Origin of the sequence: Acetobacter farinalis (assembly GCF_011516935.1) — a bacterium.
Classification (GTDB): Bacteria; Pseudomonadota; Alphaproteobacteria; order Acetobacterales; family Acetobacteraceae; genus Acetobacter; species Acetobacter farinalis.
Map to the genome: position 1 here is coordinate 1 of NZ_WOTF01000026.1, position 23,238 is coordinate 23,238.

Annotated in this window: 17 protein-coding genes; 9 read left to right on the forward strand and 8 right to left on the reverse strand. The window is 58.1% G+C overall.

Features of this window, described 5'->3' with window-relative positions; translation table 11 throughout:
• Nucleotides 1-81: 81 nt before the first annotated feature.
• The gene (locus tag GOB82_RS12110) at nt 82-621 is read right to left on the reverse strand and encodes a recombinase family protein (protein ID WP_166123480.1); all 540 of its coding nucleotides are present in this window, start codon (nt 619-621) and stop codon (nt 82-84) included.
• Between the two features lie 205 nt (nt 622-826).
• Here GOB82_RS12110 and GOB82_RS12115 point away from each other — a divergent pair, with 205 nt between their 5' ends.
• A complete protein-coding gene (locus GOB82_RS12115) occupies nt 827-3,322 on the forward strand; it encodes a Hint domain-containing protein (protein ID WP_166123454.1) in 2,496 nt (831 codons plus the stop codon).
• 581 nt (nt 3,323-3,903) lie between these two features.
• Here GOB82_RS12115 and GOB82_RS12120 read toward each other — a convergent pair.
• From GOB82_RS12120 to GOB82_RS12130, 3 genes are all read right to left on the reverse strand, one after another.
• Nucleotides 3,904-4,299, reverse strand: a complete 396-nt coding sequence (locus GOB82_RS12120) for a hypothetical protein (protein ID WP_166123456.1) — start codon at nt 4,297-4,299, stop codon at nt 3,904-3,906.
• 79 nt (nt 4,300-4,378) lie between these two features.
• Entirely contained in the window at nt 4,379-5,266 is an 888-nt protein-coding gene (locus tag GOB82_RS12125; RefSeq protein WP_377791785.1) for a 4-(cytidine 5'-diphospho)-2-C-methyl-D-erythritol kinase, read from the reverse strand.
• Nucleotides 5,267-5,277: 11 nt separating this feature from the next.
• Complete coding sequence (locus GOB82_RS12130; RefSeq protein WP_166123458.1) at nt 5,278-7,146, reverse strand: tetratricopeptide repeat protein; 1,869 nt, start codon at nt 7,144-7,146, stop codon at nt 5,278-5,280.
• Between the two features lie 170 nt (nt 7,147-7,316).
• On the opposite strand from GOB82_RS12130, the gene GOB82_RS12135 reads away from it, so the two are divergent.
• The 6 genes from GOB82_RS12135 (at nt 7,317) to GOB82_RS12160 (ending at nt 14,807) form a co-directional block, all read left to right on the forward strand.
• The gene (locus tag GOB82_RS12135; protein ID WP_242007399.1) at nt 7,317-8,237 is read left to right on the forward strand and encodes a uracil-DNA glycosylase; all 921 of its coding nucleotides are present in this window, start codon (nt 7,317-7,319) and stop codon (nt 8,235-8,237) included.
• 210 nt (nt 8,238-8,447) lie between these two features.
• Nucleotides 8,448-10,406 (forward strand): transglycosylase SLT domain-containing protein, encoded by a 1,959-nt coding sequence (locus GOB82_RS12140; RefSeq protein WP_166123460.1) that lies wholly within the window; start codon nt 8,448-8,450, stop codon nt 10,404-10,406.
• A gap of 278 nt (nt 10,407-10,684) precedes the next feature.
• A complete protein-coding gene (locus GOB82_RS13305) occupies nt 10,685-11,014 on the forward strand; it encodes a DUF5862 family protein (protein ID WP_198911975.1) in 330 nt (109 codons plus the stop codon).
• 87 nt (nt 11,015-11,101) lie between these two features.
• On the forward strand, nt 11,102-12,562 hold the full coding sequence (locus tag GOB82_RS12150) for a Hint domain-containing protein (RefSeq protein WP_166123462.1): 1,461 nt from the start codon (nt 11,102-11,104) through the stop codon (nt 12,560-12,562).
• A gap of 350 nt (nt 12,563-12,912) precedes the next feature.
• On the forward strand, nt 12,913-13,242 hold the full coding sequence (locus GOB82_RS12155; RefSeq protein WP_194300483.1) for a DUF5862 family protein: 330 nt from the start codon (nt 12,913-12,915) through the stop codon (nt 13,240-13,242).
• Nucleotides 13,243-13,328: 86 nt separating this feature from the next.
• A complete protein-coding gene (locus tag GOB82_RS12160) occupies nt 13,329-14,807 on the forward strand; it encodes a Hint domain-containing protein (RefSeq protein ID WP_166123464.1) in 1,479 nt (492 codons plus the stop codon).
• A 123-nt stretch (nt 14,808-14,930) separates the two neighbouring features.
• Here GOB82_RS12160 and GOB82_RS12165 read toward each other — a convergent pair whose 3' ends face one another.
• A complete protein-coding gene (locus GOB82_RS12165) occupies nt 14,931-16,016 on the reverse strand; it encodes a zinc-binding metallopeptidase family protein (RefSeq protein ID WP_166123466.1) in 1,086 nt (361 codons plus the stop codon).
• 50 nt (nt 16,017-16,066) lie between these two features.
• A complete protein-coding gene (locus GOB82_RS12170) occupies nt 16,067-17,008 on the reverse strand; it encodes a transglutaminase family protein (RefSeq protein ID WP_166123468.1) in 942 nt (313 codons plus the stop codon).
• A gap of 294 nt (nt 17,009-17,302) precedes the next feature.
• On the opposite strand from GOB82_RS12170, the gene GOB82_RS12175 reads away from it, so the two are divergent.
• On the forward strand, nt 17,303-18,775 hold the full coding sequence (locus GOB82_RS12175) for a circularly permuted type 2 ATP-grasp protein (RefSeq protein WP_166123470.1): 1,473 nt from the start codon (nt 17,303-17,305) through the stop codon (nt 18,773-18,775).
• Nucleotides 18,772-19,806: an alpha-E domain-containing protein gene (locus GOB82_RS12180; RefSeq protein WP_242007401.1), complete on the forward strand. Its 1,035-nt coding sequence runs from the start codon at nt 18,772-18,774 to the stop codon at nt 19,804-19,806. The genes GOB82_RS12175 and GOB82_RS12180 overlap by 4 nt, the downstream gene beginning before the upstream one ends.
• A 113-nt stretch (nt 19,807-19,919) precedes the next feature.
• On the opposite strand, the gene GOB82_RS12185 is transcribed toward GOB82_RS12180, so the two are convergent.
• On the reverse strand, nt 19,920-21,218 hold the full coding sequence (locus GOB82_RS12185; protein ID WP_166123474.1) for a hemolysin family protein: 1,299 nt from the start codon (nt 21,216-21,218) through the stop codon (nt 19,920-19,922).
• 276 nt (nt 21,219-21,494) lie between these two features.
• Complete coding sequence (gene hpnH / locus GOB82_RS12190) at nt 21,495-22,691, reverse strand: adenosyl-hopene transferase HpnH (RefSeq protein ID WP_166123476.1); 1,197 nt, start codon at nt 22,689-22,691, stop codon at nt 21,495-21,497.
• Nucleotides 22,692-23,238: the final 547 nt, after the last annotated feature.

Genomic DNA, 23,238 nt, shown 5'->3' on the forward strand with positions numbered 1-23,238 from the left:
TCTGCTCAAAACGCAGATCAAAAGCTCTCCAGAAAACCGTCAATCAAATCGCCAAAACCCAGAAATTACTGGCCAAGCACATCAATCAACGGTTCTTCGATCCCTCCAGGTTTTCAAAGACTCTCCTTTTGAGCGGCGACGAAGGATATCGCTCCTTTCCTTTTCCGCTATTTTGGCAGGCCGTCCCATCTTCTTACCGTTTTCAATGGCTCTAGCGCGCCCTTCTGCTGTACGAGTCTTGATCAAATCTCGCTCAACGTCCGCCAATCCAGCAAGAACGGCAAGCATAAGCCTTCCTGTGCTGGTATTCGTATCTGCCCATGGTTCTGCCATGGAGTAGAAACAAGCTTCTTTTTTAGTAATTGCATGAACAATTGAGAATAGGTCGAATGTACTTCTTGCAAGTCGGTCAATCCGTGTCACGATCACGGTATCGCCTTTTTTCAGGCTCCGAAGCATTTTACAAAGCTGGCTCCGCTGAGCAGAGGCTCCGCTAATTTTTTCACGGAAAATAACATTACATCCATAACTTTCCAGAATTTTTATCTGTACGTCAAGGGTTTGCCCTGTAGTGCTTACTCTTGCGTATCCAATTTTTTTATGAATCTCACGCACCCTCATTTGCTCACAATGTCTCATAAAGGATATTCGGCGCTTTTGAAATTCCTGATTTATGGCAAAAAGTTTTTTGCGTCCGCATCGTTAAATCAGCGTTAACTGACACTATTGCGTTAACTTGCGTTAAGTCAATGGAAACATGAATTGCTTTAAAAAATGCAGTTACTCATCTTTTGCATAAATCAGGAATTATGAAAGGAAAATTTCCATGCCTGGTACAGCGTTTCCAAGTGGCGGAACGAACTCAACCGTAGCGAATTATGACAGTTCACAAAATGGCTGGACACTAGGTCTGAATAACGGGACTATCGCTGCCGGAACAGGTATTACAAACACGGCATCTGGGAGTCTTAATTTTACCAATGTGGCCGGTAATGACCTTATCCACGGGGACCTGACAAATAGCGGCACTGTTTCTGCAACCCCGACTTCAGGAAATGCGACCTATACCTTTGGCGATAATGCCAGCACTCTCACCCAGACTGGCGGTACGATTGATATCGACGGAAGTAGTGAGACTGGGCCAGCCAACCTTACGTTGAACTATGCAACGATCAGCAATGACGCGAACAGTGCAATCGATTATACCGCCTCGACAGTTCAGGGTGGGAATTTTAACGCCCCAAATGTTACGTCTCTCACGAATAGTGGTAGTATTTCGCTCACGGGTAATTCACCCCAAAAGCCTCTGAATGTCACTCTCGGAAATAATAGGGGAGATTTTAGTAATTCTGGCTCTTTTACGGTCAACGATGCACAGGGGAGGGCGGGCGATAAGGTCCTCTTGAACTTTGCGACATTGGAAAATAATGCAGCAGGCAATATTGTTATCAATGCTTCTGCCAACGCGCAAATTCAAGCAAACCAGCTTATCAATCTGACCAATGCAGGAACGATTGATCTGACTGGTCCTGCCGGACAAGCCATTCAATCAACGTGGGGGAATGGGCACGGAGATTTTAATAATACAGGGAATTTTTCTCTTGATGATTCATCCGCCACTTCTGGTAATGCAAATGTTCAGCTTAACTTCCAGTCAATCGACAATTCGAATAATCTCAGTGTCAAAGTTACATCTGGTTCCCAGATTACAATTCAGACTGCGGCCCCGACCGCACAGGATGCCAATGGCGGTTTAACGAATTCAGGCACTCTTGATCTTGAATCAACGGCTCCAGCCAAAGGTCCCGTTAATACGCAGATTAAAATAAACGGCAATAATAATGCTCCTATAAACAATACAGGAACAATAGTAGTTTCCAATGCTCAGCTTGTTGTTCAGACTGATGCTACAGGAGCTGGTGGTCAGTGGAATCTGACTAACAGCAATGTTGATCTGCAAGCAAAACCAACTTCAGGCACTTCCTATAATGGGCAGACATTCAATCTGTCCGGCGGGGACAACGTTATCAAGATTGATCAGGGAAAAGTCTTTGGTGGTGCCATTCGCGGTTTTGAAACTGGAGACCAACTGAATCTGGGTGGCGTTAATGGCACTCCATTTTATGATTCTTCTACGGGCATTCTCAGTATCGAGGATACGAACGGAAATACGCTAACTACTATTGATATGGGGAAGGGTTACACAGCAGCGGATTTCTCTGATAACGGAGGAATTGTAACATATTCAGGTGGTGTAGCACCATGTTTTCTGGCGGGTTCAATGATCCGCACACCGGCAGGGGATATCGCGGTTGAGGATATCAAGATTGGTGATCAGATTCTTGCGTTTGACTGGAAGAACAATCAGGATGTCGTCCGCCCTGTTGTCTGGATTGGCAAGGTTTCTGCCAAAGTGCGGGCTGGTTTGCCGGCAGATGAAGCCGGATGGCCTGTTCGGGTTCTGAAAGATGCCATTTCCGATGGCGTGCCCTACAAGGATATGCTGATTACTGCCGAACATTGCCTGTTCTTTGAGGGCAGGTTTGTGCCGGTGCGTATGCTGGTGAATGGCGTGTCCATCTTCTACGACAAATCCATCACCTCTTATGATTACTACCATGTGGAAACGGAAGAGCACTCCGTGATCACAGCCGATGGCATGCTGACGGAAAGCTATCTGGATACAGGGAACCGTTCTTCCTTCCGGCAGGAAGGCAAGGTTGCCACGCTGCGCGCCACCGGTACCCGGAGCTGGAGCCATGATGCCGCAGCCCCCCTGTGTGTGGAACGCAGCTTTGTGGAGCCGCTGTTCCGCTATCTGGAAACACGGGAAGACCAGGTGGAAGGCTGCCAGACACCTGCCATGGATGCCGTGCAGACAACGCAGGACCCGGGCCTGCATCTCGTGATGAGCACTGGCGCGGTGATCCGCCCCATCCGTCATCAGGGTCAGGATTACAGCTTCATGCTGCCCGCAGGCGTGGACTCAGTCCGGATTGTCTCCCGTGTCAGCCGCCCGAGCGAGGTCATTGGTCCGTTTGTGGATGACCGCCGTTCTCTGGGGGTTGCTGTCGGGGCGATCTGCTTCACGGACAGCAATCAGCGTCATCAGATCACCACGCATCTGGATGGCGGGGTTTCCGAGGGCTGGCATGACGCCGCGGGTAATTCTGACTATGTCTGGACAAAAGGCAATGCCCTGCTGCCGCTGGCGGCCCAGACCGGTGGTGCCATGGGGATGCTGACCATTACGGCTGTGCCTGCCGAGCAGTATAGCGTGGCTCCTGTGCAGGCTCCTTCGGCCCTGCGTCAGTCCGCCTGAAGTGTGAAGGGTGCCGGTCTGTAAAAAGGCTGGCACCTTCTTTCATGTCTGCCTATCACGGTCCGGCTTGAGTATCTGGCATGAAAGTCTCTGTTATCCGGGAAGCGGAGTGATCGCTGAGAATAGATCGTCATCATAAGCCATATCGGCGATAACGATTTTGGATTTGACATCATCAGGGAAAGCTTCTGCTTCAGTGATCTCACCCTTTGTTCGAGCGCCAAGGGCAGGGCGGTCGCTTTGCCTGCAACGTCGGCGATTGCATGGTTTTTCGTGGCTAGTCCGCCACAGGACCGCCCAACGGCCTGACTGGACGTCTTTTTTCGAACACCCTCCGGAAAACCCGTTCGATCACGCCAAGGAATATCAGCGCGGTAGCGATACAGCGCGGCTTCCACAAATAGACGGTTATCGACAGCTTTCCCGCCACCACGACTTCCGTGACCCGAAGGAATATCGTTTATCCGCTCTTATTGGTATTGGCTGTTACTCAAGCCATACCGGTGGACTGAGATCCCCCTCCCCAAAAAAACAGAGAGAAGTACACTCCTCATGGGGCCAAGCGCGAACTGAACGACGCCTTAGTTCAGCTTACCACGATTAGCCTGCTGGTCCCGCCGCATCTGCTCGTGCAGGTTCAGGCCCCGGACAAGCCGTTCGGCGTCCTGCGGGGTCAGCACCAGCCCGATCGGGCCATAAGCCGGGTGCTGGAACGCCAGAAGGGAGCCGTCCGTACGGGCTTCGGGCTGCACGGCCCAGCGCGTGCGTGTGACGGGGGTAAAGGTTGCGCCCTCAATCGGCGGGATTTCATGATTGGTCATCATGGTCTGGCGGAGGCGGCCCAGCACGGTAATCAGGCTGGTGACTTCCTCCACGGAAAGCTGCACATCCACCGTGGGTGCCCCCTCCTGCCCCGGCAGGATCATGTGCACTGTGGTGTGATCTTCAGATAACGTCAGGTCAATTTTAGAAGACATAAGGCCCCCCTTTACAAGTCCTGTCACCCTACCAGACTTCCGCGTGAAACGCTGAAGGTTCTTTTCCCCCGCCTGAAACTCAGGCCAGCCCGCCACCCCAGACCCACCAGCCGGGTTGCGCCTGTGCCAGTTCAGCCGCCGCGGCCTCCGCACTGCGTGCCGACGGAAAAAGACCAAAGCAGGTCGCGCCAGAGCCACTCATGCGGGCAAGCAGGCACTCCGGCAGGGTATGAATAGCCGACAGCACGGTTTGAACCGGCGGACACACAACACAGGCAGGTGTTTCCAGACTATTTTCCTGCCGGGCGAGATCCGCCACCATGCTCTCGGCATCCGGCCAGCGGGCCGGCAGGGCCGCACGCGGCACAAACGCACCCTCACGTTTGCGGAACACCTCCGGCGTGGAAACCGCCTGACCACAATTCACCAGCACCATACCACACTCCGGCAGAACCGGCGCAGCACCCAGAATTTCCCCGATGCCTTCCATGCGCGCTGTCTGGCTGGCCAGACAAACAGGCACGTCCGCCCCCAATTTTTCCGCCAGCCGCAGCAGGGTGGCCTGATCCACCTCCGCGTTCCAGGCACGGTTCAGCAAACGCAGGGCGGCGGCGGCATCGGCTGAACCGCCGCCAATGCCGGAGGCCACGGGCAGATCCTTTTCAAGAATCAACCGCCCACCCCGCACGCGGGCGGCGGGCCCGCAGGCAGACTCCAGAGCCGCCGCAGCCTTCATCACCAGATTATCCGGCCCGGCCGCATCGGTCAGTGACGGGCCAAAACGCCCGGCCAACACCAGATGCAGGGGCTCCGGCCCCGGCTCATACCGCAGGCGGTCTCCTGCTCCGGCAAACACCACCAGACTGTCCAGCAGGTGGTAACCGTCCGCCCTCTTGCCTGTCACATGCAGGTAGAGATTGATTTTGGCCGGAGCCGCTTCCGTCAGGCTCTCTGTGGTGAGGTCCATCATGGCTGATGTCACGGGGTATGCTTTCCTCGGCTTTGTGCGGAGCCACTCTCAGCCTGAGGGGCGTCCTGCTGTGTCGGTTTATGGAGGCCCTCTGCCGCGGCACGCGCCAGTGCTGCGCGGATCAGGGCTTCATCCGTCGGCTCCGGGTGCAAGCCAAGAGCAACGTTCCACTGATCGACAGCTTCCGTCTTCCGCCCTGCACGCCAGTATGCTTCACCCAGATGATAATTGACTTCCGGGTCTTCCGGTGTCTGTTCGGCTGCCTTTTCCAGCAAGGCTGTACCCCCGGCCAGATCTCCCTGCTCAACCCGCACCCAGCCAAAACTGTCCCGAATGGCGGCATCCTGCGGGTCCAGTTCCACCGCCCTGCGCAGCAGGGCTTCCGCCTCTCCCAGATTTTCTTTCCGCTCCACCATGGAATAGCCAAGGAAGTTGAGCAAAAGCGGTTCATCAGGAGCCAGCTTCAGCCCCTGTTGCAGGTCAGCCTTGGCATGCGGCCAGTCTCCTGCTTCGTGATACGCCACGGCCCGAAGGAACAGGAGTGACCAGTCCAGCGTCTTGCTGGCCGTGGCCAGCGCAACCGCCTGATTGTACGCCGTGATGGCGCCTTTCCAGTCTTTCTGGGCGGATAATGTGTTGCCCAGCGCCCGCACGGCCAGCGCCTGCCCCGGAGTCTCTTTCACAAGACGCGTCAGAATGGCGCGGGCTTCATCCTGATGCCCGGTTGCGCCATCCACCAGCGCCAGCCGGAACGAGACCACAGGATAGAGCGGGTCTGTCTGCGGAACGCGCAGCAATGTCTCACGCGCGGCACTCTGGTGGCCTTCATCCTCCTGAATTTCCGCCAGCATCAGGCGGGCTTCAGCCAGATGCGGGTCCAGCCCGAGCGCAAACCCAAGCATCAGACGGGAGGCTTCATCAAACTGGTGGTCTGTCGGGCCCGGACGCACAGTGCCCCGCCCTTGCTGGCGGCCCTGCTGGCGCAGGAGAAACGCCGTGAGCACATAAGCGCGGGCAATGCCGCCCTGTGCGGACGAGACCGGATAATGGCTGATTGTCGCCTGAAGCTCGGCCCCTGCCAGCCCCAGAACCGGGTCTGACTGGATCAGGCTCCTGACCAGCGCCCTGGCCTTGTCCTGCTGCCCCTGAGACCAGAGCCACGCGGCCAGAGAGCGGGTGAGCAGCAGGTCATACCCCGGCATCAGCTTTGCCGCCTGCATGAACAGATCTCCCGCGCGGGCGGTCTGGCCGGCTGTCTGCGCAATCATGGCGGCATGCAGGGTATAGAACGGTACCAGCACGGAGCCCTGAATATGGGTCAGGGATGCTATGGCATCATCCGCATGGTTCTGCGCCTGCTGGCACCATGCCTGCAGCAGCGGCATGATCAGGTGCGCCATCGGGTCTGCCCCGGCCTGCTGATAAAAGCGCGAGGCCGCCGTCCAGTCTCCCCGCATGGCGGCATCATTCCCCAGCACGAGGGAGGAGATGATGCTCTGCCCGCCCGGCAGGCTTGCGTTCCGGTGTGCCAGATCCACGGCTTCCGGGTCTCCGGCCAGCACGCTGCGGATAAAGGCCTGTTTGAGCAGATCCTGATTGGTGGGGTCTGCCGCGGCGGCTGCGCGAAAGGCGCGGGCTGCGTCCAGATCATCCCCTTTATGCGTGGCCACAACAGCCGTGAGGAACGCACCCGAATCGACATGAGACCCGGCAGGGGGCGCATCCGCCTGCACGGGGGCAAGGGAGGCTGCCGGCTGTCCCGGGGGGGCTGTCTGGCGTATTTCTGCCCCTTCGGCGGCAACGGCAGACAGAGACGGGGTCAGAACCGAAGCAGAGAGCAGCAGGAAAACCGTAGGCAGAAGACGACAAAACAGCATAATGACCCTATCCAGGAGCGGCAGAGGCCCAAACAGACCATTGGCGACGCCCCGTTCCCTCAAAGACTGGGAAGACATGACATGAACGGCGGATACTTCTCTACCCTGCCCGCAACCAACCGCCAAACCAGCCCTTCGGCAACCCTGCGGTGCAACGGGCAGTCTACCTGATGGACTCCGCTCTGTCTCTGCTTCGCCTCTATGAGGAATGGGGCGTGGATACCGTGGTGGGAGACTCCCCGACCGACCAGCGTCTGGCGCACCTTGGAAAAATGCGCTTCCCGGCGGAAGAGCCTGTCCTGCGCAGAACACCCGAGGGCCGTCTGACTGGCCCTGCCGGGCATCCTGCCGCCCCCGCCGCACCCCGGACGGCACCCCCTTCCGCAGGGGCGCACACGGGAGCACATACCGGGGCGTCCACACGGGCAGTCACGGGAGCGCCTCCCACAGCATCCGCCTCCTTGCAGGCTGGCCCCGCCCTGCTAGCAGAAAGCCTTGCGCAGGCCCAGACTCTGGCCGCAGGCGCCAGCACGCCTGAAGCCTTGCGGGCGGCGCTGGAGGCGTTCTCTACATGCTCGCTGCGCACCACTGCCATGCACACCCTGTTCCCGACAGGACCGCACCAGGCCCCCCTGATGATTATCGGAGAAGCACCGGATGCGGATGAAGACCGCAGCGGACAGGTATTCTCCGGCCTGTGTGGAGACCTCCTGAACCAGATGCTCGCCCCTCTGGGGCTGAAGCGGGAGACTCTGCTGCTGGCCACCGCCCTGCCCTGGCGCCCGCCCGGCGGCCGCACCCCCACCGAGCCTGAGCTCCGCCAGTGCCGCCCCTTTCTGGAACGGGCCATTACACTGTTTGCCCCCCAGCGCCTGCTGCTGTGCGGCCGACTCCCGGCCCGCATGCTGCTGGACGCCGGAACGACTCCTCCCCGCCGGGCATGGTGGCCTGCGGACATCCCCGGATTGGCCGGACCGCTCCCCACTCTTGTTATGCGTCACCCCCTTCAACTGCGGGCAAGTGCCACGGCCCGTAAGGAAATCTGGCAGGACCTGATGCTTGTTGCACAAACGCTACGGGAGAACGGTTGAATCCAGTGCGGGAGCAGAGGAACATCCCGGTACCGCAAGAATAAAGCCCTCTCTATTCGAACCAGAATTTCCTCATGAAACACAAGTAGTTCCAAGCCGAATTGCCTGCTATTCACATCGGCTTTTTCCCGTGTTCTGACCCCCGCTCCCTGAGTGCTTACAAAGAGTAAACTTGCTTTTTGGCGCAGAACCACATAGACCCCGCCAGCCATGCGAGCGATAGGACAGATCCCTCATCAACTCGCGGCCAGGGCCTTTATGGCCGGGGCCGCCCTTTTGGCCGGTGCTTCCGTCGTAGCGACGAGAGCCTATGCCAAGCTCCCCGGGCCGGGGCAGGACACGCACAGCGAAGAGCTTGCGATGGTCATGCCGCGGCAGGCGTTTCCAGAAGGCGATGACATTCCTCTTCCAAAGCCACTCCCACCGGAAATCAGCACTCAGATCAAATCCATCTTCCGCCTTCAGCGGCAGGGAGCCTTTGCAGAAGCCATTACCAGCACCACCCGGCTGACAGACGCCACCCTGCTGGGCGACATTGAGGCAGACCGCTACCTGAACCCCGCCTACCATCCGGGCGCTACAGAACTGCGGACCTGGCTGAAAAAATACCTCTCCTATGCCGATGCCGCCGCAATCTGGGCGCGTCTGGCCGCCCTGCCACAGCATGGCGGCCCGATGCCGCCAGCCCCTGTTTCCACCCATCTGGCGCCGGACCATACCGGCATTCCCGCAGCCCCTCTGGCTCAGGACTTCACCCGCAACCCGATGCTGGACCGCACCTTGCGGGAACGCACCGGCTGGGGGCTTAAAGGCGTTCACAGCGCCCTCCATCTGATTACCGCCACACCGGGCATGACCCCGGCCTATGCGGCCCAGCTTCAGGCAGAAACCGCTCAGGCCATGCTGAATGCCGGTGAGACCGATCTGGCGCTGGATATCAGCCGCACGGCGGTGGAAGGGTCCAACGCCAAAAATGCGCTGGCGGGATACGTGGCCGGGCTGGCCCTGTGGCAGGAGGGGCAGTATGAGCAGGCCGCTCCTTTCTTTGAAAAAGCATCCCATGCCGCCGCAGCCACCTCCGAGATGCGGGCGGCCTGCGCGTTCTGGGCGGCCCGCGCGCACGAAAAACTGGGGCAGGAACATGCCCGCCGGACCTGGCTCCAGCATGCGGAAGCCTTCCCGACGACATTCTACGGCCTGCTGGCGGCCCGCGTTCTGCACCATTCAGCACCCGGCCACGAGCATGTACGAAAAGTCAGCCTTTCCGGGGCTGAACCCGCTCTCTCAGTCACTGAGCCTTCTGGCGCCTCTCCCTCAGCACAGGTGCTGACGGAAATTGATATCGAGGCCGTAGGGAGCACGGATGTCGGGCGGCGGGTATTTGCCCTGCTTCAGGTTGGCGAGCAGGAAAGGGCGGAAAACACCATCCGCCGCGCATGGCCAGACCTGCATGATGTGACTCTGGCCCGCTCTTTCCAGCTTGTGGCGGATGCCGCTGGCCTGCATGACCTCTCGGCCGAAATGGCCGATGCGCTTCAGGCAAGGGCGGCGTCTCGCGGAGCGGAACAGGAAAACCTCCCCCTCCCGCTTCTGAAACCCCGCCACGGCTTTACCATGGACCCGGCGCTGGTTTATGCGCTGACCCGTCTGGAATCGAACTTCGACCCTCAGGCTGTTTCAGGCGCGGGCGCACACGGGCTGATGCAGATCCGCCCGCTCACGGCCGATTTTGTCACAAGCCCGCCCAATACGCTCAATCACCGGTTTGAAAACGCCACGAACGATCTGCATGACCCCAGCCTGAATCTAGAAATCGGGCAGCGCTATGTGCAGTATCTGGCCGACCTGACGCGCCATAACGGACGCACCCCCATGCGCGGCGGTGATATGATCCGCCTGCTGGCCAGCTACAATGCAGGCCCCACAGCGCTCAGCCGATGGGAAAAAACCGCAGCCTCCTCCGAGGATGACCCGCTGCTGTTCATGGAACTGATCCCCACCGCGGAAACGCGCGACTATGTCCACCGCGCGCTCTCCTATCTGTGGATTTACGCAGCACGGATGAAACTGCCCACGCCCTCCCTTGCAGCTCTGGCCCGGAATGAATGGCCGGACTTTGCGGATGAGCAGGCTCTGGCACACACGCTTAACACACGGGCGCTGCATTAGGCGGCACTCTCCCTTTACATCAGAACAGTTCTTGTAAAAGGCGCGGCGCAGGTCGCGCCTTTTTCGTGTTTTATGGCCCGGTGCCGCACCTCGAATCAGCCAGAACCTCTCGCGTTCCTGTGTGCGAAATCCCTTCTCCAGAGCCATTTCCATTTATCTATCGTTAATTAATATGGATTTGTGTTAATAATAAAGTAATCCAGAATTCACCTATTCCCATACAGTTTGGAAATATGTGACGCTTCCCATGCACTCAATACAAATAAGGAGCTAAGTGCATGCGTGAACTTACATTTTCCGAAACAACCGAAGTTTCCGGCGGTCTGGCAAAAAGCTTTGGCGATGCCATCGGCGGCGCTCTGGTTGGCTGCGTGACGGGTGCCGCTGAAGGCATGATCATCGGCGGCATCCATGGTGGTGACGGCGGCGGCATCCTGGGCATTGGCGCCATCGGCCAGCTGGTCGGCCTCATTATCCCGACCATGCAGGGCGCAGTTACCGGCACCGTTCTGGGTGCTGCCGAAGGTCTGCAGGACGCTGAACCGATCATCATCAACTGGATCAACCAGGTTGGTGCGGGCACGGCTGGCCAGCAGAACAACCACTAAAAAAAGCCGGGTCCGTGCTTCCTCCGCCATACGGGGGAGCTGGGCACGGACCCTCCTGAATACAAAATCAAAAAAGGGGGGGAAACCATGGGTGAAATCAACTGGAACGCCGATGTCGATTACCAGCCAAACGGCAGTGAAGCGACCGGCGATCTCTCACCAAGTGGGAATTCAATTCTTTGGCAATATAACAACAATTGGAGCGAATCAGGTTCCAAGGGCGTTAATTTCCAGCAGATCAGCTTTCCGGCAGGAACGAGCATTACAGCACTGGGCCAAACCCTGACATTGCAAGTCTGGATCGACAATGTTCAGACAACCATGACTGTCAGCTACACCGGCCACTTCCAACCGACCTACCCGCTCAATCTGGGGGATGCTCTCGGCTTTACTGTCGTATCCATTGATGGAAACAGCAATGCGGCCAGCAAGCTTGTCGGGATGGAATTTATCGTCACCACGGGGCAGGCCAGCAATATTACCGGCGGCAAGCTGATTCCGGAAGTACCGGATGATGACATTACCTGCTTCCTGGCTGGTGCACGCGTGGAAATGGCTGATGGCAGCTTCAAGTCTATCGAAACCATCACCGTGGGCGAGAGCGTGAAAGTCTTCGCGCAGGATGGCACAGCCTCCGCCGCACCCGTGACCGCACTGCGCACACGCACCGTTGTCGCAACGCATCATGACCTCTTCCCGGTCGTGATCCAGCAAAACGCCTTCGCCGAGGGTTTGCCCGCGCAGGATATCGCGCTCACATCAGAACATTGCCTGTATCTCGAAGGCCGTTTCGTGCCCGTTCGTATGCTGGTGAATGGCCGCTCCATCTTTGTGGACACCACACACCAGACCTTCCCCATCTATCATGTGGAAACGGCTGAACACGCCATTATCAATGTCGATGGCCTGCGTTCCGAAACCCTGCTCCGCACAGACAGGTCTTTCTCCGGTGAAGACAACATCATCTTCCTCCGTGGACCCAAATCCTGGGAGCATGATGCCGCTGCACCTCTGACAACAGATTCCGCCTTCGTGGAACCTCTCTTCCAGGCGCTGGTCGCACGGGCCGAAGCCGCGGGCATCCCCAGTGTGCAGGCCGAACAGGCCACAACGGAAGATGCCGCTCTGCACCTCGTGACCGAGACAGGCCGCATCATCCAGCAGGCCCGCACCCATCAGGGAACCGTGCTGTTCATGGTGCCCGGCAACGTGCGCACCGTGCGTCTGGTCTCCCGCACCAGCCGCCCCTGTGAAACGGTTGGCCCCTTTGTGGATGACCGCCGGGACCTTGGCGTGCTGGTCGGGACAATCCGGCTCATTGAGGCTCATGGTGTGCGCACCCTGACATCCCACCTCAAACAGTCCCCTCTCTCCGGTTGGGCTGTGCAGGATAACCCGGACTGCCGCTGGACCGCAGGGAACGCCCTGCTCAATCTGGGCCAGCGGGATGCCGAAACCATCGGCATGCTCTCCCTGCAGATCCTGGATGGTGGGCCTTATCTGCTCGAACAGTCCGCCACAACCACCACGGCGGCTGCTTCTCACTAAACCCTCAACCACGGCAGGCTGCCCCCCTGCCTGCCGTTCTGACTCTGAAAAAGCCGTGCAGATACTGCACGGCTTTTTTAGTGCCCGCTCTGTAGCCAGACGCCTTCCCCACAGAACGATTCGGGAAAAATAAAAAATCTTAATATTTTATAATTGATTTTTATAAACCACTTATATATTCAAAATAAATCTCTCTTTTTTACTGTATATTAAGTAATAAACACTCAATTAACCTCGTTAATACAATAAATATTAGCATCAATAAAGCATTCGCACCCAAAATACCTCTTCCATATTCGTTTGTAATTATGTGACGTTCGCCCCGCACTCACACAAAAGGAGTTAAGTGCATGCGTGAACTTACTTTTGCAGAAACAACCGAAGTCTCCGGCGGTGTCGCTCACGGCTTCTTCGACAGTCTGTCTGGCGCTGTGGTTGGCTGCGTGACCGGTGCCGCTGAAGGCATGATCATCGGCGGCATCCATGGTGGTGACGGCGGCGGTCTGATCGGTATTGGCTCCATTGGCCAGCTGGTCGGCCTTATTGTCCCGACAATTCAGGGCGCAATTACCGGCACCGTTCTGGGCGCTGCTTTTGGCCTGAAAGACGCTGAACCTGTCATCGCAAACTGGATCAACCAGGTTGGCGCAGGCACGGCTGGCCAGCAGTACACCCACTAAAAAAATCGGGTCCGCGCTCACTCCGGCATACTTAAAGAGCTGAGCGCGGGCTCTCCTGAGTGTTTTATCAAAAAAAGGGGGGGACCATGGGAACAATCAATTGGAACGCCGATGTCGATTACCAGCCAAACGGCAGTGAAGCGACCGGCAACCTGTCACCAAGCGGAAATTCAATCCTCTGGCAGAATGGTGCAAACTGGGGCCAGAACGGCACCGGTGGTCCGCCTTATACCCTGTTTCAGCAGATTTCATTTCCTGCAGGAACAAGCGTGACAAGCCTCAGCCAGCTCCTGACGCTGGATGTCTGGGTCAATAACGTCAAAACAACCATGACTGTCAGCTACACCGGCCACTTCCAGCCGACCTATCCGCTCAATCTGGGGGATGCTGTCGGCTTTACCGTCGTTTCAATCGCGGTGCCCTCAGGCGCTCCCAGCACCCTGAACAACCTGGTCGGCAAGGAATTTGTTGTCACCACCGGGCAGGCCAGTGTCATTACCGGCGGCACGCTGAAGCCTGAAGTCCCGGATGATGATATCACCTGCTTCCTGGCTGGTGCACGCGTGGAAATGGCTGATGGCAGCTTCAAGTCTATCGAAACCATCACCGTGGGTGAAAGCGTGAAAGTCTTCGCGCAGGATGGCACAGCCTCCGCCGCACCCGTGACCGCACTGCGCACACGCACCGTTGTCGCAACGCATCATGACCTCTTCCCGGTCGTGATCCAGCAAAACGCCTTCGCCGAGGGTGTGCCCGCGCAGGATATCGCGCTCACATCAGAACATTGCCTGTATCTCGAAGGCCGTTTCGTGCCCGTTCGTATGCTGGTGAATGGCCGCTCCATCTTTGTGGACACCGCACACCAGACTTTCCCCATCTATCATGTGGAAACGGCTGAACACGCCATTATCAATGTCGATGGTCTGCGTTCCGAAACCCTGCTCCGCACAGACAGGTCTTTCTCCGGTGAAGACAACATCATCTTCCTCCGTGGACCCAAGTCCTGGGAGCATGATGCCGCTGCACCTCTGACAACAGATGCCGCCTTCGTGGAACCGCTCTTCCAGGCTCTGGCCGCACGGGCCGAAGCCGCGGGCATCCCCAGTGTGCAGGCCGAACAGGCCACAACGGAAGATGCCGCTCTGCACCTCGTGACCGAGACAGGCCGCATCATCCAGCAGGCCCGCACCCATCAGGGAACCGTGCTGTTCATGGTGCCCGGCAACGTGCGCACCGTGCGTCTGGTCTCCCGCACCAGCCGCCCCTGTGAAACGGTGGGACCCTTTGTGGATGACCGCCGGGACCTTGGCGTGCTGGTCGGGACAATCCGGCTCATTGAGGCTCATGGTGTGCGCACCCTGACATCCCACCTCAAACAGTCCCCTCTCTCCGGTTGGGCTGTGCAGGATAACCCGGACTGCCGCTGGACCGCAGGAAACGCCCTGCTCGATCTGGGCCAGCGGGATGCCGAAACCATCGGCATGCTCTCCCTGCAGATCCTGGATGGCGGGCCTTATCTGCTCGAACAGTCCGCCACAACCACCACGGCGGCTGCTTCTCACTAAACCCTCAACCACGGCAGGTTGCTCCCCCTTCCTGCCGTTCTGACTCTAAAAAAGCCGTGCAGTATCTGCACGGCTTTTTTCGTGCGCGCTCCGCAACACAGTTCCTGCGTCAAGCAGAATGCATCAAACAGAATGCAAAGCCTGTGTTTCCCGAATAAGCGTGTGAATAAAAGAAAGTTTGTCCACAACGCCCCGTGTGATGACAAACGGATAGAAATCCGGCAGGCCCATAGAGCGGTTCAGGCTGTTGACCGCGTGTGTCAGCGGAAGCCAGGCCTGCATGATTTCATCAAAAGAGGCTTCGGTATAAGGGTCTCCATGCTGGGGAGACCATGCGGGCCTGCCGCCCGCCAATGCCGGATTAACCGTAACGCCATAAGCCCAGGCTGTCTCAAGTGTTGAGACAATATGCAGATAATGCGCCCATGTTTCCGCAAAGTCCTCCCACGGGTGGGACGTGGCATAAACACTCACATGATGTGCCTGCCATCCCTCCGGCCGTGGGCGGTCATAATACTGTTGCAGGGCCTGCTGGTAATCCGCCCCATCATCACCAAACACGGCGCGGCAGGCTTCCAGCCGCCCGGCATCGCGCACCAGAACATTCCAGTAATAATGCCCGACTTCATGCCGGAAGTGGCCGAGAAGCGTGCGGTAATATTCCCCCATTTCCACACGCATCCGCTCACGGCAGGCATCATCCGCCTCACGCAGGGCAATGGTGATCACGCCGTTATCATGCCCTGTCATAACCGGGGCAGATCCATCGGCAAGGTCTTCCAGAAAATCAAATGCCAGCCCGCCCTGCGGGTCATCCTGCCGGGTTTTCATGGGCAGCTTCAGGCGCAGAAGCGTATAAAGCAGGCGGTGTTTTGCAACTTCCAGCTTCCGCCAACGCTCCAGATTGTCCGGATTATCCAGATTGGGGATCGTGCGGTTAAAACGGCAGGCAAAACAGAAAGAGGCGTGTCCGGCCTCGTTCGGGAGGGTCATCCAGTTACACACATCATGCGCATGGTTGGCGCAGTATGCCAGTTCTGCCTGCCGGATGCGTGGCTCCAGCGGTCGCCACAGGCCGCCTTCTGCCGGTTCCAGCGCTGAAAGCATGGAAAGCCCCGGCAGGTAGCCAAGGGCATGATTGCAGTGCTCACAGACTGTATTTTCAAAAAACAGAATCTGCTGGCAGGACTGGCAGGTGAAAAGCCTCATGCCGGACAGTCTCTTGCGTACCAGCCCGCAACGCAAGAAAAACCAGCGGGTCAGATACTGTCAGGCAACAATACGCGATCAGTCTGCATGGAAAAATCAAACGTGGCCGTGCACTGGTCCAGCAGGCCTGTCACCGGGGCAGCCTGCTCCGGGGCGGGTGTTGCGGCCAGAGGCAGGTGCCCCTGCGCCGTGAGCAGGCCGGATGTGGTATCAAACCCCACCCACCCCGCGCCCGGCAGAAAAGCCTCCGCCCAGGCGTGCAGGTCACAGGTGAGGATATCCTCCCCCTCCGCATTGCGGTTGCTCTGAATCAGATATCCGGAGACAAAACGGGCCGCAAAGCCCAGATGCCGTAACAGTGCGATCATCAGCCAGGCGCTGTCACGGCAGGAGCCTGTTGCCCGTGCCAGTGTCTCTTCCGGGGTCCACACGCCCGGTTCCAGACGAATTTGATACCCGATGCGGGACGCCACGGCACGGTTCAGAGCCACCAGCATCTCCAGCGTATCAGTCGGGGCGTGCTCCATCCACTCAGTCAGAAAAGCGTGCAGATGCGGCCCGGCAGGCTGTGGCACGCAATACGGCGCCAGCCAACCGTGCTCTTCCGGCGCATAAAAGGGCTGCTGACGCGCCACCCCGCCCGCCTCGTCATCCAGCCGGGTGGAGGCAGGCCCTGCGGGCGGCATCCAGCCTCGGGCCGGTGGGGTCAGCGTAAAATCAAACGGGTTACGAGGGGTGAGGTCCGCTTCAAGTTGAACTGTGATGTCAAATCGCGTCACGCGCTCCGCAAAGAGCACTTCCGCCACCTGATTCCCGTAAGAGTCCTGATGCCATGTCTGCCTGCACCCCCCGGGTTCAACCTGCAGGGCATAGGAACGGACCGGCGTTCTGGCCGTACGGGTCGGGCGAAGCCGGATGGTCTGGGGGCCCAGACAAACCGGCCTGTCATACCTGTAGCGGGTCTGATGGGTCAGCATGACATGCGAACTCATGGTGATACGGCCCTGAACCCCCGGTTCATGCTGAAGCGCCCTGCGATCCCCAGAGTATATACCGCCGGAAAACCCGCCTGTGGCGAATGAAAGCGCATAGCGTATCAGGATTACTCCGCACTGCGCCACCCCCTCCATGCGATATTACGAGAAAAGAACAAATTTCCGTTTTCCGGGTTGGCAAACCCCTGAAATCCTGCTCGTGTTAAGTAATTAACCGTAACGAAACGGCATACCAGTGGCACAGGTTTCCAGACCCGCCGGAGTGCCGGACATCATATCGGGAGTCAGGGTATGAATGACGCACCACTCCATGCACCCGTTCAGGCCGCCGGTCTTTTTACAGCCTATGACGTTCCGGATTTTTTCTGCGAACTTCTCAACCGTAAAGACCCGCCCCCTCCCGGCCTGCTCCAGATAAAAGAGCGTCTGGCACAGTTCACGCTGGCGGAACTGCGGCACCGCACGGCAGCGGCGGAAGCACAGCTTTACAGGCTGGGCATTACGTTCACAGTGTATTCAGACAGCAAAGCTATAGACCGCATCCTGCCTTTTGACATGATCCCCCGTGTTCTGACCGCCACGGAGTGGGACCATATAGACCGGGGCGTGCAGCAGCGTGTTCAGGCCATCAATCTTTTCCTGCATGATATCTATCATGACCGCGCCATTCTGCGGGACGGAATCATTCCGGCGGATCTGGTTCTGAAAAACCCGAACTACTGTGAGGCCATGGTGGGGCTGAAGGTGCCGGGCGGTGTGTATGTCCATATCAACGGCACCGATCTGATCCGTGATCAGGACGGACGTTTTCTTATTCTGGAGGATAATGCGCGCACTCCCTCCGGGGTCTCCTACGTTATAGAAAACCGGCATATGATGCTGCGCCTCATGCCCGACCTCGCGGCGGGTGTCCCCCTCCGCTCCGTGGAGGAATACGGGCTGAAACTGCACCAGAGCCTGTGCGAGGTCTCACCCGAGGGCGTGCTGGACCCGCAGGTCGTGCTGCTTTCTCCCGGTATTTATAATTCCGCTTATTTTGAACATGTCTTTCTGGCACGCGAGATGGGCGTGCCTCTGGTGGAAGGCAAGGATCTGGTGGTGGAAAACCACCGGGTGTTCATGCGCACCGTGGCGGGACTGCGGCCTGTTCACGCCATTTACCGCCGCCTGAATGATGAGTTTCTGGACCCTCTGGCCTTCAATCCGGAAAGCATGTTGGGGGTGCCCGGGCTGGTGGACGCCTATCGCCGGGGGAATGTCACCATTGCCAATGCGCTGGGCACTGGCGTTGCGGATGACAAAGCCGTTTATGCCTACATGCCGCGCATTATCCGCTACTACCTGAATGAAGACCCCATTCTGGAGAGTGTACAAACCCATATCTGTGCGGAGCCGGAAGGGCTGGCCTACACTCTGGCCAATATCGAGAAGCTGGTTATCAAACCCGTTGGAGAATCCGGCGGTTATGGCCTGCTGATTGGCCCCCACGCAACACAGGACGAACTGGAGGAGTTCCGCCGCAGGCTGAAAGACAATCCTGCCAATTATATCAGTCAGCCTGTCGTTAATCTCTCGGTCTCTCCCACCCTCTGCCCCGCAGGTGTTGAAGCCCGCCATGTGGACCTGCGGCCTTTCGCGCTGACAGGCCGCTCCACATGGGTCTTGCCCGGTGGCCTCTCCCGCGTGGCTCTGCGCAAGGGGTCACTCGTGGTGAATTCCTCACAGGGGGGCGGCTCTAAAGATACATGGGTGCTGGCATCATGACTGAAATTTCCACAAACCCTGTCCACATACAGCCGGGGCTGAACAATCTGCTCTCCCGTTACGCGGAATGCATGATGTGGCTGGCCCGCTATATGGAACGTATTGAAAATCTGGCCCGCTTGCTGGAAGTTACGGAAAGCTTTGTCCGTGGAGCGGATGGCAGGCCGGGGTGGGACACCATTCTTCAGATCAATTCTGATGAAGACTGCTTCTTTGCCCGCCACCAGACCGCAACGGAGCAGGAGGTTCTTGCCTTCTATGTGACAGAGCAGGAAAACCCGAACTCCATCAAGGCCATGGCCCATGCCGTGCGGGAAAATGCGCGGGCTGTCCGCCCCCTGATTTCAACCGAAATGTGGATGCAGCTCAACGTCTTTACCCGCTGGGTGCTGGACCTGCACCCCTCCGACATCCGGGCAAACAGCCTCTCCGGCCTGTGCAACCGTCTGAAGCAGGAATGCCAGAGCCACTACGGCATTACGGAAGGCACACTCTACCGGGATCAGGCCTGGCTGTTCTATCTTCTGGGCAAGCATCTGGAGCGCAGTGACCAGATTACCCGGCTGATTGACATCCGCTACCACACCCTGCTGCCCGCGCATGAAGAAGTCGGGTCCGGGATTGATATCACGCAATGGGCGTCCATCCTGCGCTCCGCCGCGGCCTACCATGCCTTCAGGCGCCTGCAACCGGTGACGACAACCCCCGTCAATGTGGTGGGTTTTCTCCTGAAGAATGAAGGCTTCCCCCGCTCCCTGAGCACCAGCCTGCGCATGCTGGACAGCACCCTGAGCACGATAGCCGGGCATGGCAGCCTGCGCCGCCTCTGCGCCCCCATACAGGAATGCGTGGCGGAACTGCGCGTCACCCTTGCAGACCAGACGGTGGAAGACATCATTATCCGGGGACTGCACGAATACATGCAGTGGATTCAAACCCAGATCTCACGGGTGCAGCAGGAAACGGCTCTGGCGTTCTGGCCTGCTCCCGGCATTTTGGGTGGCACCCCCTCCGTGCAGGTCCAGCAATAGCGGCGGGCACTCACGGCACAACGGGCGCGCTGAACAGATGAGAGCACTCACCGTAACAGCGCCCCCCTCAAGAACAAACGGCCTGAACAGAAAGCCTGTCAGGCCGTTTTTTCTTAATTCTCCGCCAGAATCTGTCGGCTGGCCCGCACGCGGGAAACACGGCGGCCTTCCATCTCCAGCACTTCAAACAGCCAGCCGGAATAGACCACCTTATCCCCCAGCGCCGGCACACGCCGCAGCAGGGCCAGAATAAGCCCGCCCAGCGTGTGGTAACTGCCTTCATCCGGCAAGGTGCGCAGTCCGAGGCGGTCTTTCACTTCATCAGCGGACTCTGTGCCATCCAGCAGCAGAACGTCTTCCTGAGCGAGCGTGTGGCGCGCAACGGTTGTCTGGGAGGATTCATGCCCCCCTTCCCCCACAATGGCGTCAAACAGGTCAGACGCCGTAACAATCCCTTCAAAAGAGCCGTATTCATCAAAAACAAAGGCAATGCCGAGCGGAATGCTCCGCATCTGCTCCAGCATATCCAGAGCGGAAATGCTGTCCGGCACCACCGTCATCGGTCGCAGTCCGGCCTCGATAGAGACAGGCATGCCATCCAGAACCCGGTCCAGCATGTCCTTGGCCAGCACCACACCAACCGGATTATCCACGCCGCCTTCACACACCACCAGCCGCGCATAAGTGGTCTGTTTCAAGACCTTGATCAGCGCATCCCGCCCGGCGTGCCGGTCAATCCAGTACAGCTCGTTTCGCGGTGTCATAATGGCGCGTACCGGCCTGTCCGCCAGACGCAGGAGCCGCTCGATCATGGTGCGCTCTTCATGCTCCAGCACCCCGGACCGCGCGCCTTCCGCAATATAGGCTTTCAGCTCTTCTTCCGTCAGCGTCTGGCTGACGGCATCACCCGCCCCCATCAGTTTGAGGACAATATTGGAAGACTGCCGCAGCACCCACACCACGGGGCGCGTTGCGTGCGCCAGAATCTCGAGCGGCAGGGCCAGACGAGCCGCCATGATTTCCGGCTCACGCAGGGCAAGCTGCTTGGGCACCAGTTCCCCCAGCACCAGCATGAGGCCCGTTATGGCAATCACCACCAGCACCATGGACACCTGAGCCGCCACAGGCCGCAGAAACTCAATCCGCTCCAGAAGGGGGGTAAGATGTGCCTCAACCTGCACCCCCCCGAATGTCCCTTCCAGAATGGACACCAGCGTCATGCCGACCTGCACTGTGGGCAGGAAAATCTGCGGATCTTCCGCCAGCCGCATGGCACGATCCGCCCCGCGCACCCGCTGCTCCCGCAAAATGGCCAGACGCGGCATCCTGACCGAAATCAGCGCCAATTCTCCCATTGCGAAAACAGCGTTCAAAATAACCAGCAAGAAAATAACAAGAATGGAGACAGTCATAGAATGCGGTGGCCCTGCGTGACAGAAGAGAAAGGGCACGATACGGGATGATCGCTCCCGAAGCCAGCATGCGCAGCACCTGCCTTCAGGATGTCACGCTTCTGGACCGTGTCTGGAAAAGACGAGCCCGCACCCTGTTCGTATGCAGAAAGCCCATATCTGCCAGACAGACATATCAGGCAGAAAGTCGCACTATTCCCTGCAAACGCGCACAAAAAAAGAGCGGCCCTGAGACAGGAGCCGCTCCTTTCATGGAGTCGTAACACAAGAGAAGGATCAGTCTGCCGCTGTCACTTCCGCAGGTTCGGCTGCATTCGCGGCATCCGTCCGGATAACCTTCACGCGCGGAGCCTTGGCAGGCTTGCGGGCAGCAATCTCTTCCATCTGCTCTTCCACCTGCTTGGAGAAGACGTACTGGGCAGGCCGCTGGTTGGCGAGGGAAATTTCCGGCGCCATCGGCTTTTCGGTTTCCGGTCCGAACAGGGCAACCTTGGCAATGTGCCAGGGGCGGCGCACGGCATCCATCACAGCGGTCGATTCGTACCCGGAATGCACCATGCAGTCGGCGCATTTTTCATAGTTGCCGGTGCCGTAATCATCCCACTTCGTGTCTTCCATCAGCTCGTTGAAAGACTTCGCATAGCCTTCACCCAGCAGATAGCACGGGCGCTGCCAGCCAAAGACGTTACGCAGCGGCTTGCCCCAGGGCGTGCAGTGATACTGCTCGTTCCCGGCCAGGAAGTTCAGGAACAGCGGAGACTGCGTAAACCGCCATTTCTTGCCTTTGCCGAGACGGAAAATGTCACGGAAGAGCTGCTTGGTCTTCTGGCGGTTCAGGAAGTGTGCCTGATCAGGAGCGCGTTCATACGCATACCCCGGCGCCGTCATGATCCCGTCCACGCCCATTGCCATCACTTCATCAAAGAAGGCCGCAACGCGCTTGGGGTCTGCCCCGTCAAACAGGGTGCAGTTGATGGACAGACGGAAACCGCGTGCCTTGGCTTTCTTGATAGCCGCTACAGCCCGCTCATACACGCCATCCTGACAGACGGACGCATCATGCATGGACTGGTCACCATCCAGATGCACATCCCATGAGAAGAACGGAGAGGGTTCATACTCATCCATCTTCTTTTCAAGCAGCAGGGCGTTCGTGCACAGATAGACGTATTTTTTCCGGGCAATCAGGCCACGGACAATCTCCGGCATTTCCTTGTGCAGCAGGGGTTCCCCCCCGGCTACGGCAATAACGGGTGCCCCGGCTTCCGCATCCGCATCCAGGCATTCCTGAACGGTCATGCGCTGGTTGAGGATGGCGGCAGGATAATCAATCTTGCCACACCCGGCACAGGCCAGGTTGCAACGGAAAAGCGGTTCAAGCATCAGAACCAGCGGATAGCGCTTGCGCCCGGTAATATGCTGTTTGACGACATAGCTGCCGACCCTGACGGCCTGCATTATAGGTACGGCCATAAACCCCCGCTCCGGCGCATTTCATACGCCTGCATCATAACTGAGTGAGACTCTTCATACTTTGTCAAAACGCGGCCATGCCGGGCACCGGCATCTGCTCACCCCGAGTGGCAACCGCAGAAGCGGCACACACAGCCACGTATGGAACTGTTCGCCTGCATATAGGTTGGCTCATTTGTCAAGCTCAAGCCCTTTTCAAACCCTGTTGTAAAAAAGACACAATGTGCAGTTAGTTTCGTTTGCAGGCTTGCGTTCAGTCGAGAAACATTAAACCAAAATGACATCTCGTGATGTGCGAAAATATTTTGCGCGACGTTAAGACACAGTGCAAGGCAACAGAATCCCGCCCCGTGCTGCAGGGACGGTGTTCTGCTTCCCGCAAAAAAGATGATGGAAACGATCGCATGGACACTCCCCACTCCAAAAGTGCACCACTACAGATCCCCACTCTGGGCCGTTTTCCTGCTCTGGATCGGGTGACCTATCCGTCTGACATGCGGAACCTCTCAGTCGAGCAGCTCAAGCAGATTGCTGATGAACTGCGGGC

Coding starts and splice junctions, on each gene's coding strand:
- GOB82_RS12110 (WP_166123480.1), bottom strand. CDS start 621: ATGAGGGTGCGTGAGATTCATAAAAAAATTGGATACGCAAGAGTAAGC.
- GOB82_RS12115 (WP_166123454.1), top strand. CDS start 827: ATGCCTGGTACAGCGTTTCCAAGTGGCGGAACGAACTCAACCGTAGCG.
- GOB82_RS12120 (WP_166123456.1), bottom strand. CDS start 4,299: ATGTCTTCTAAAATTGACCTGACGTTATCTGAAGATCACACCACAGTG.
- GOB82_RS12125 (WP_377791785.1), bottom strand. CDS start 5,266: ATGGACCTCACCACAGAGAGCCTGACGGAAGCGGCTCCGGCCAAAATC.
- GOB82_RS12130 (WP_166123458.1), bottom strand. CDS start 7,146: ATGCTGTTTTGTCGTCTTCTGCCTACGGTTTTCCTGCTGCTCTCTGCT.
- GOB82_RS12135 (WP_242007399.1), top strand. CDS start 7,317: ATGGACTCCGCTCTGTCTCTGCTTCGCCTCTATGAGGAATGGGGCGTG.
- GOB82_RS12140 (WP_166123460.1), top strand. CDS start 8,448: ATGCGAGCGATAGGACAGATCCCTCATCAACTCGCGGCCAGGGCCTTT.
- GOB82_RS13305 (WP_198911975.1), top strand. CDS start 10,685: ATGCGTGAACTTACATTTTCCGAAACAACCGAAGTTTCCGGCGGTCTG.
- GOB82_RS12150 (WP_166123462.1), top strand. CDS start 11,102: ATGGGTGAAATCAACTGGAACGCCGATGTCGATTACCAGCCAAACGGC.
- GOB82_RS12155 (WP_194300483.1), top strand. CDS start 12,913: ATGCGTGAACTTACTTTTGCAGAAACAACCGAAGTCTCCGGCGGTGTC.
- GOB82_RS12160 (WP_166123464.1), top strand. CDS start 13,329: ATGGGAACAATCAATTGGAACGCCGATGTCGATTACCAGCCAAACGGC.
- GOB82_RS12165 (WP_166123466.1), bottom strand. CDS start 16,016: ATGAGGCTTTTCACCTGCCAGTCCTGCCAGCAGATTCTGTTTTTTGAA.
- GOB82_RS12170 (WP_166123468.1), bottom strand. CDS start 17,008: ATGAGTTCGCATGTCATGCTGACCCATCAGACCCGCTACAGGTATGAC.
- GOB82_RS12175 (WP_166123470.1), top strand. CDS start 17,303: ATGAATGACGCACCACTCCATGCACCCGTTCAGGCCGCCGGTCTTTTT.
- GOB82_RS12180 (WP_242007401.1), top strand. CDS start 18,772: ATGACTGAAATTTCCACAAACCCTGTCCACATACAGCCGGGGCTGAAC.
- GOB82_RS12185 (WP_166123474.1), bottom strand. CDS start 21,218: ATGACTGTCTCCATTCTTGTTATTTTCTTGCTGGTTATTTTGAACGCT.
- hpnH (WP_166123476.1), bottom strand. CDS start 22,691: ATGGCCGTACCTATAATGCAGGCCGTCAGGGTCGGCAGCTATGTCGTC.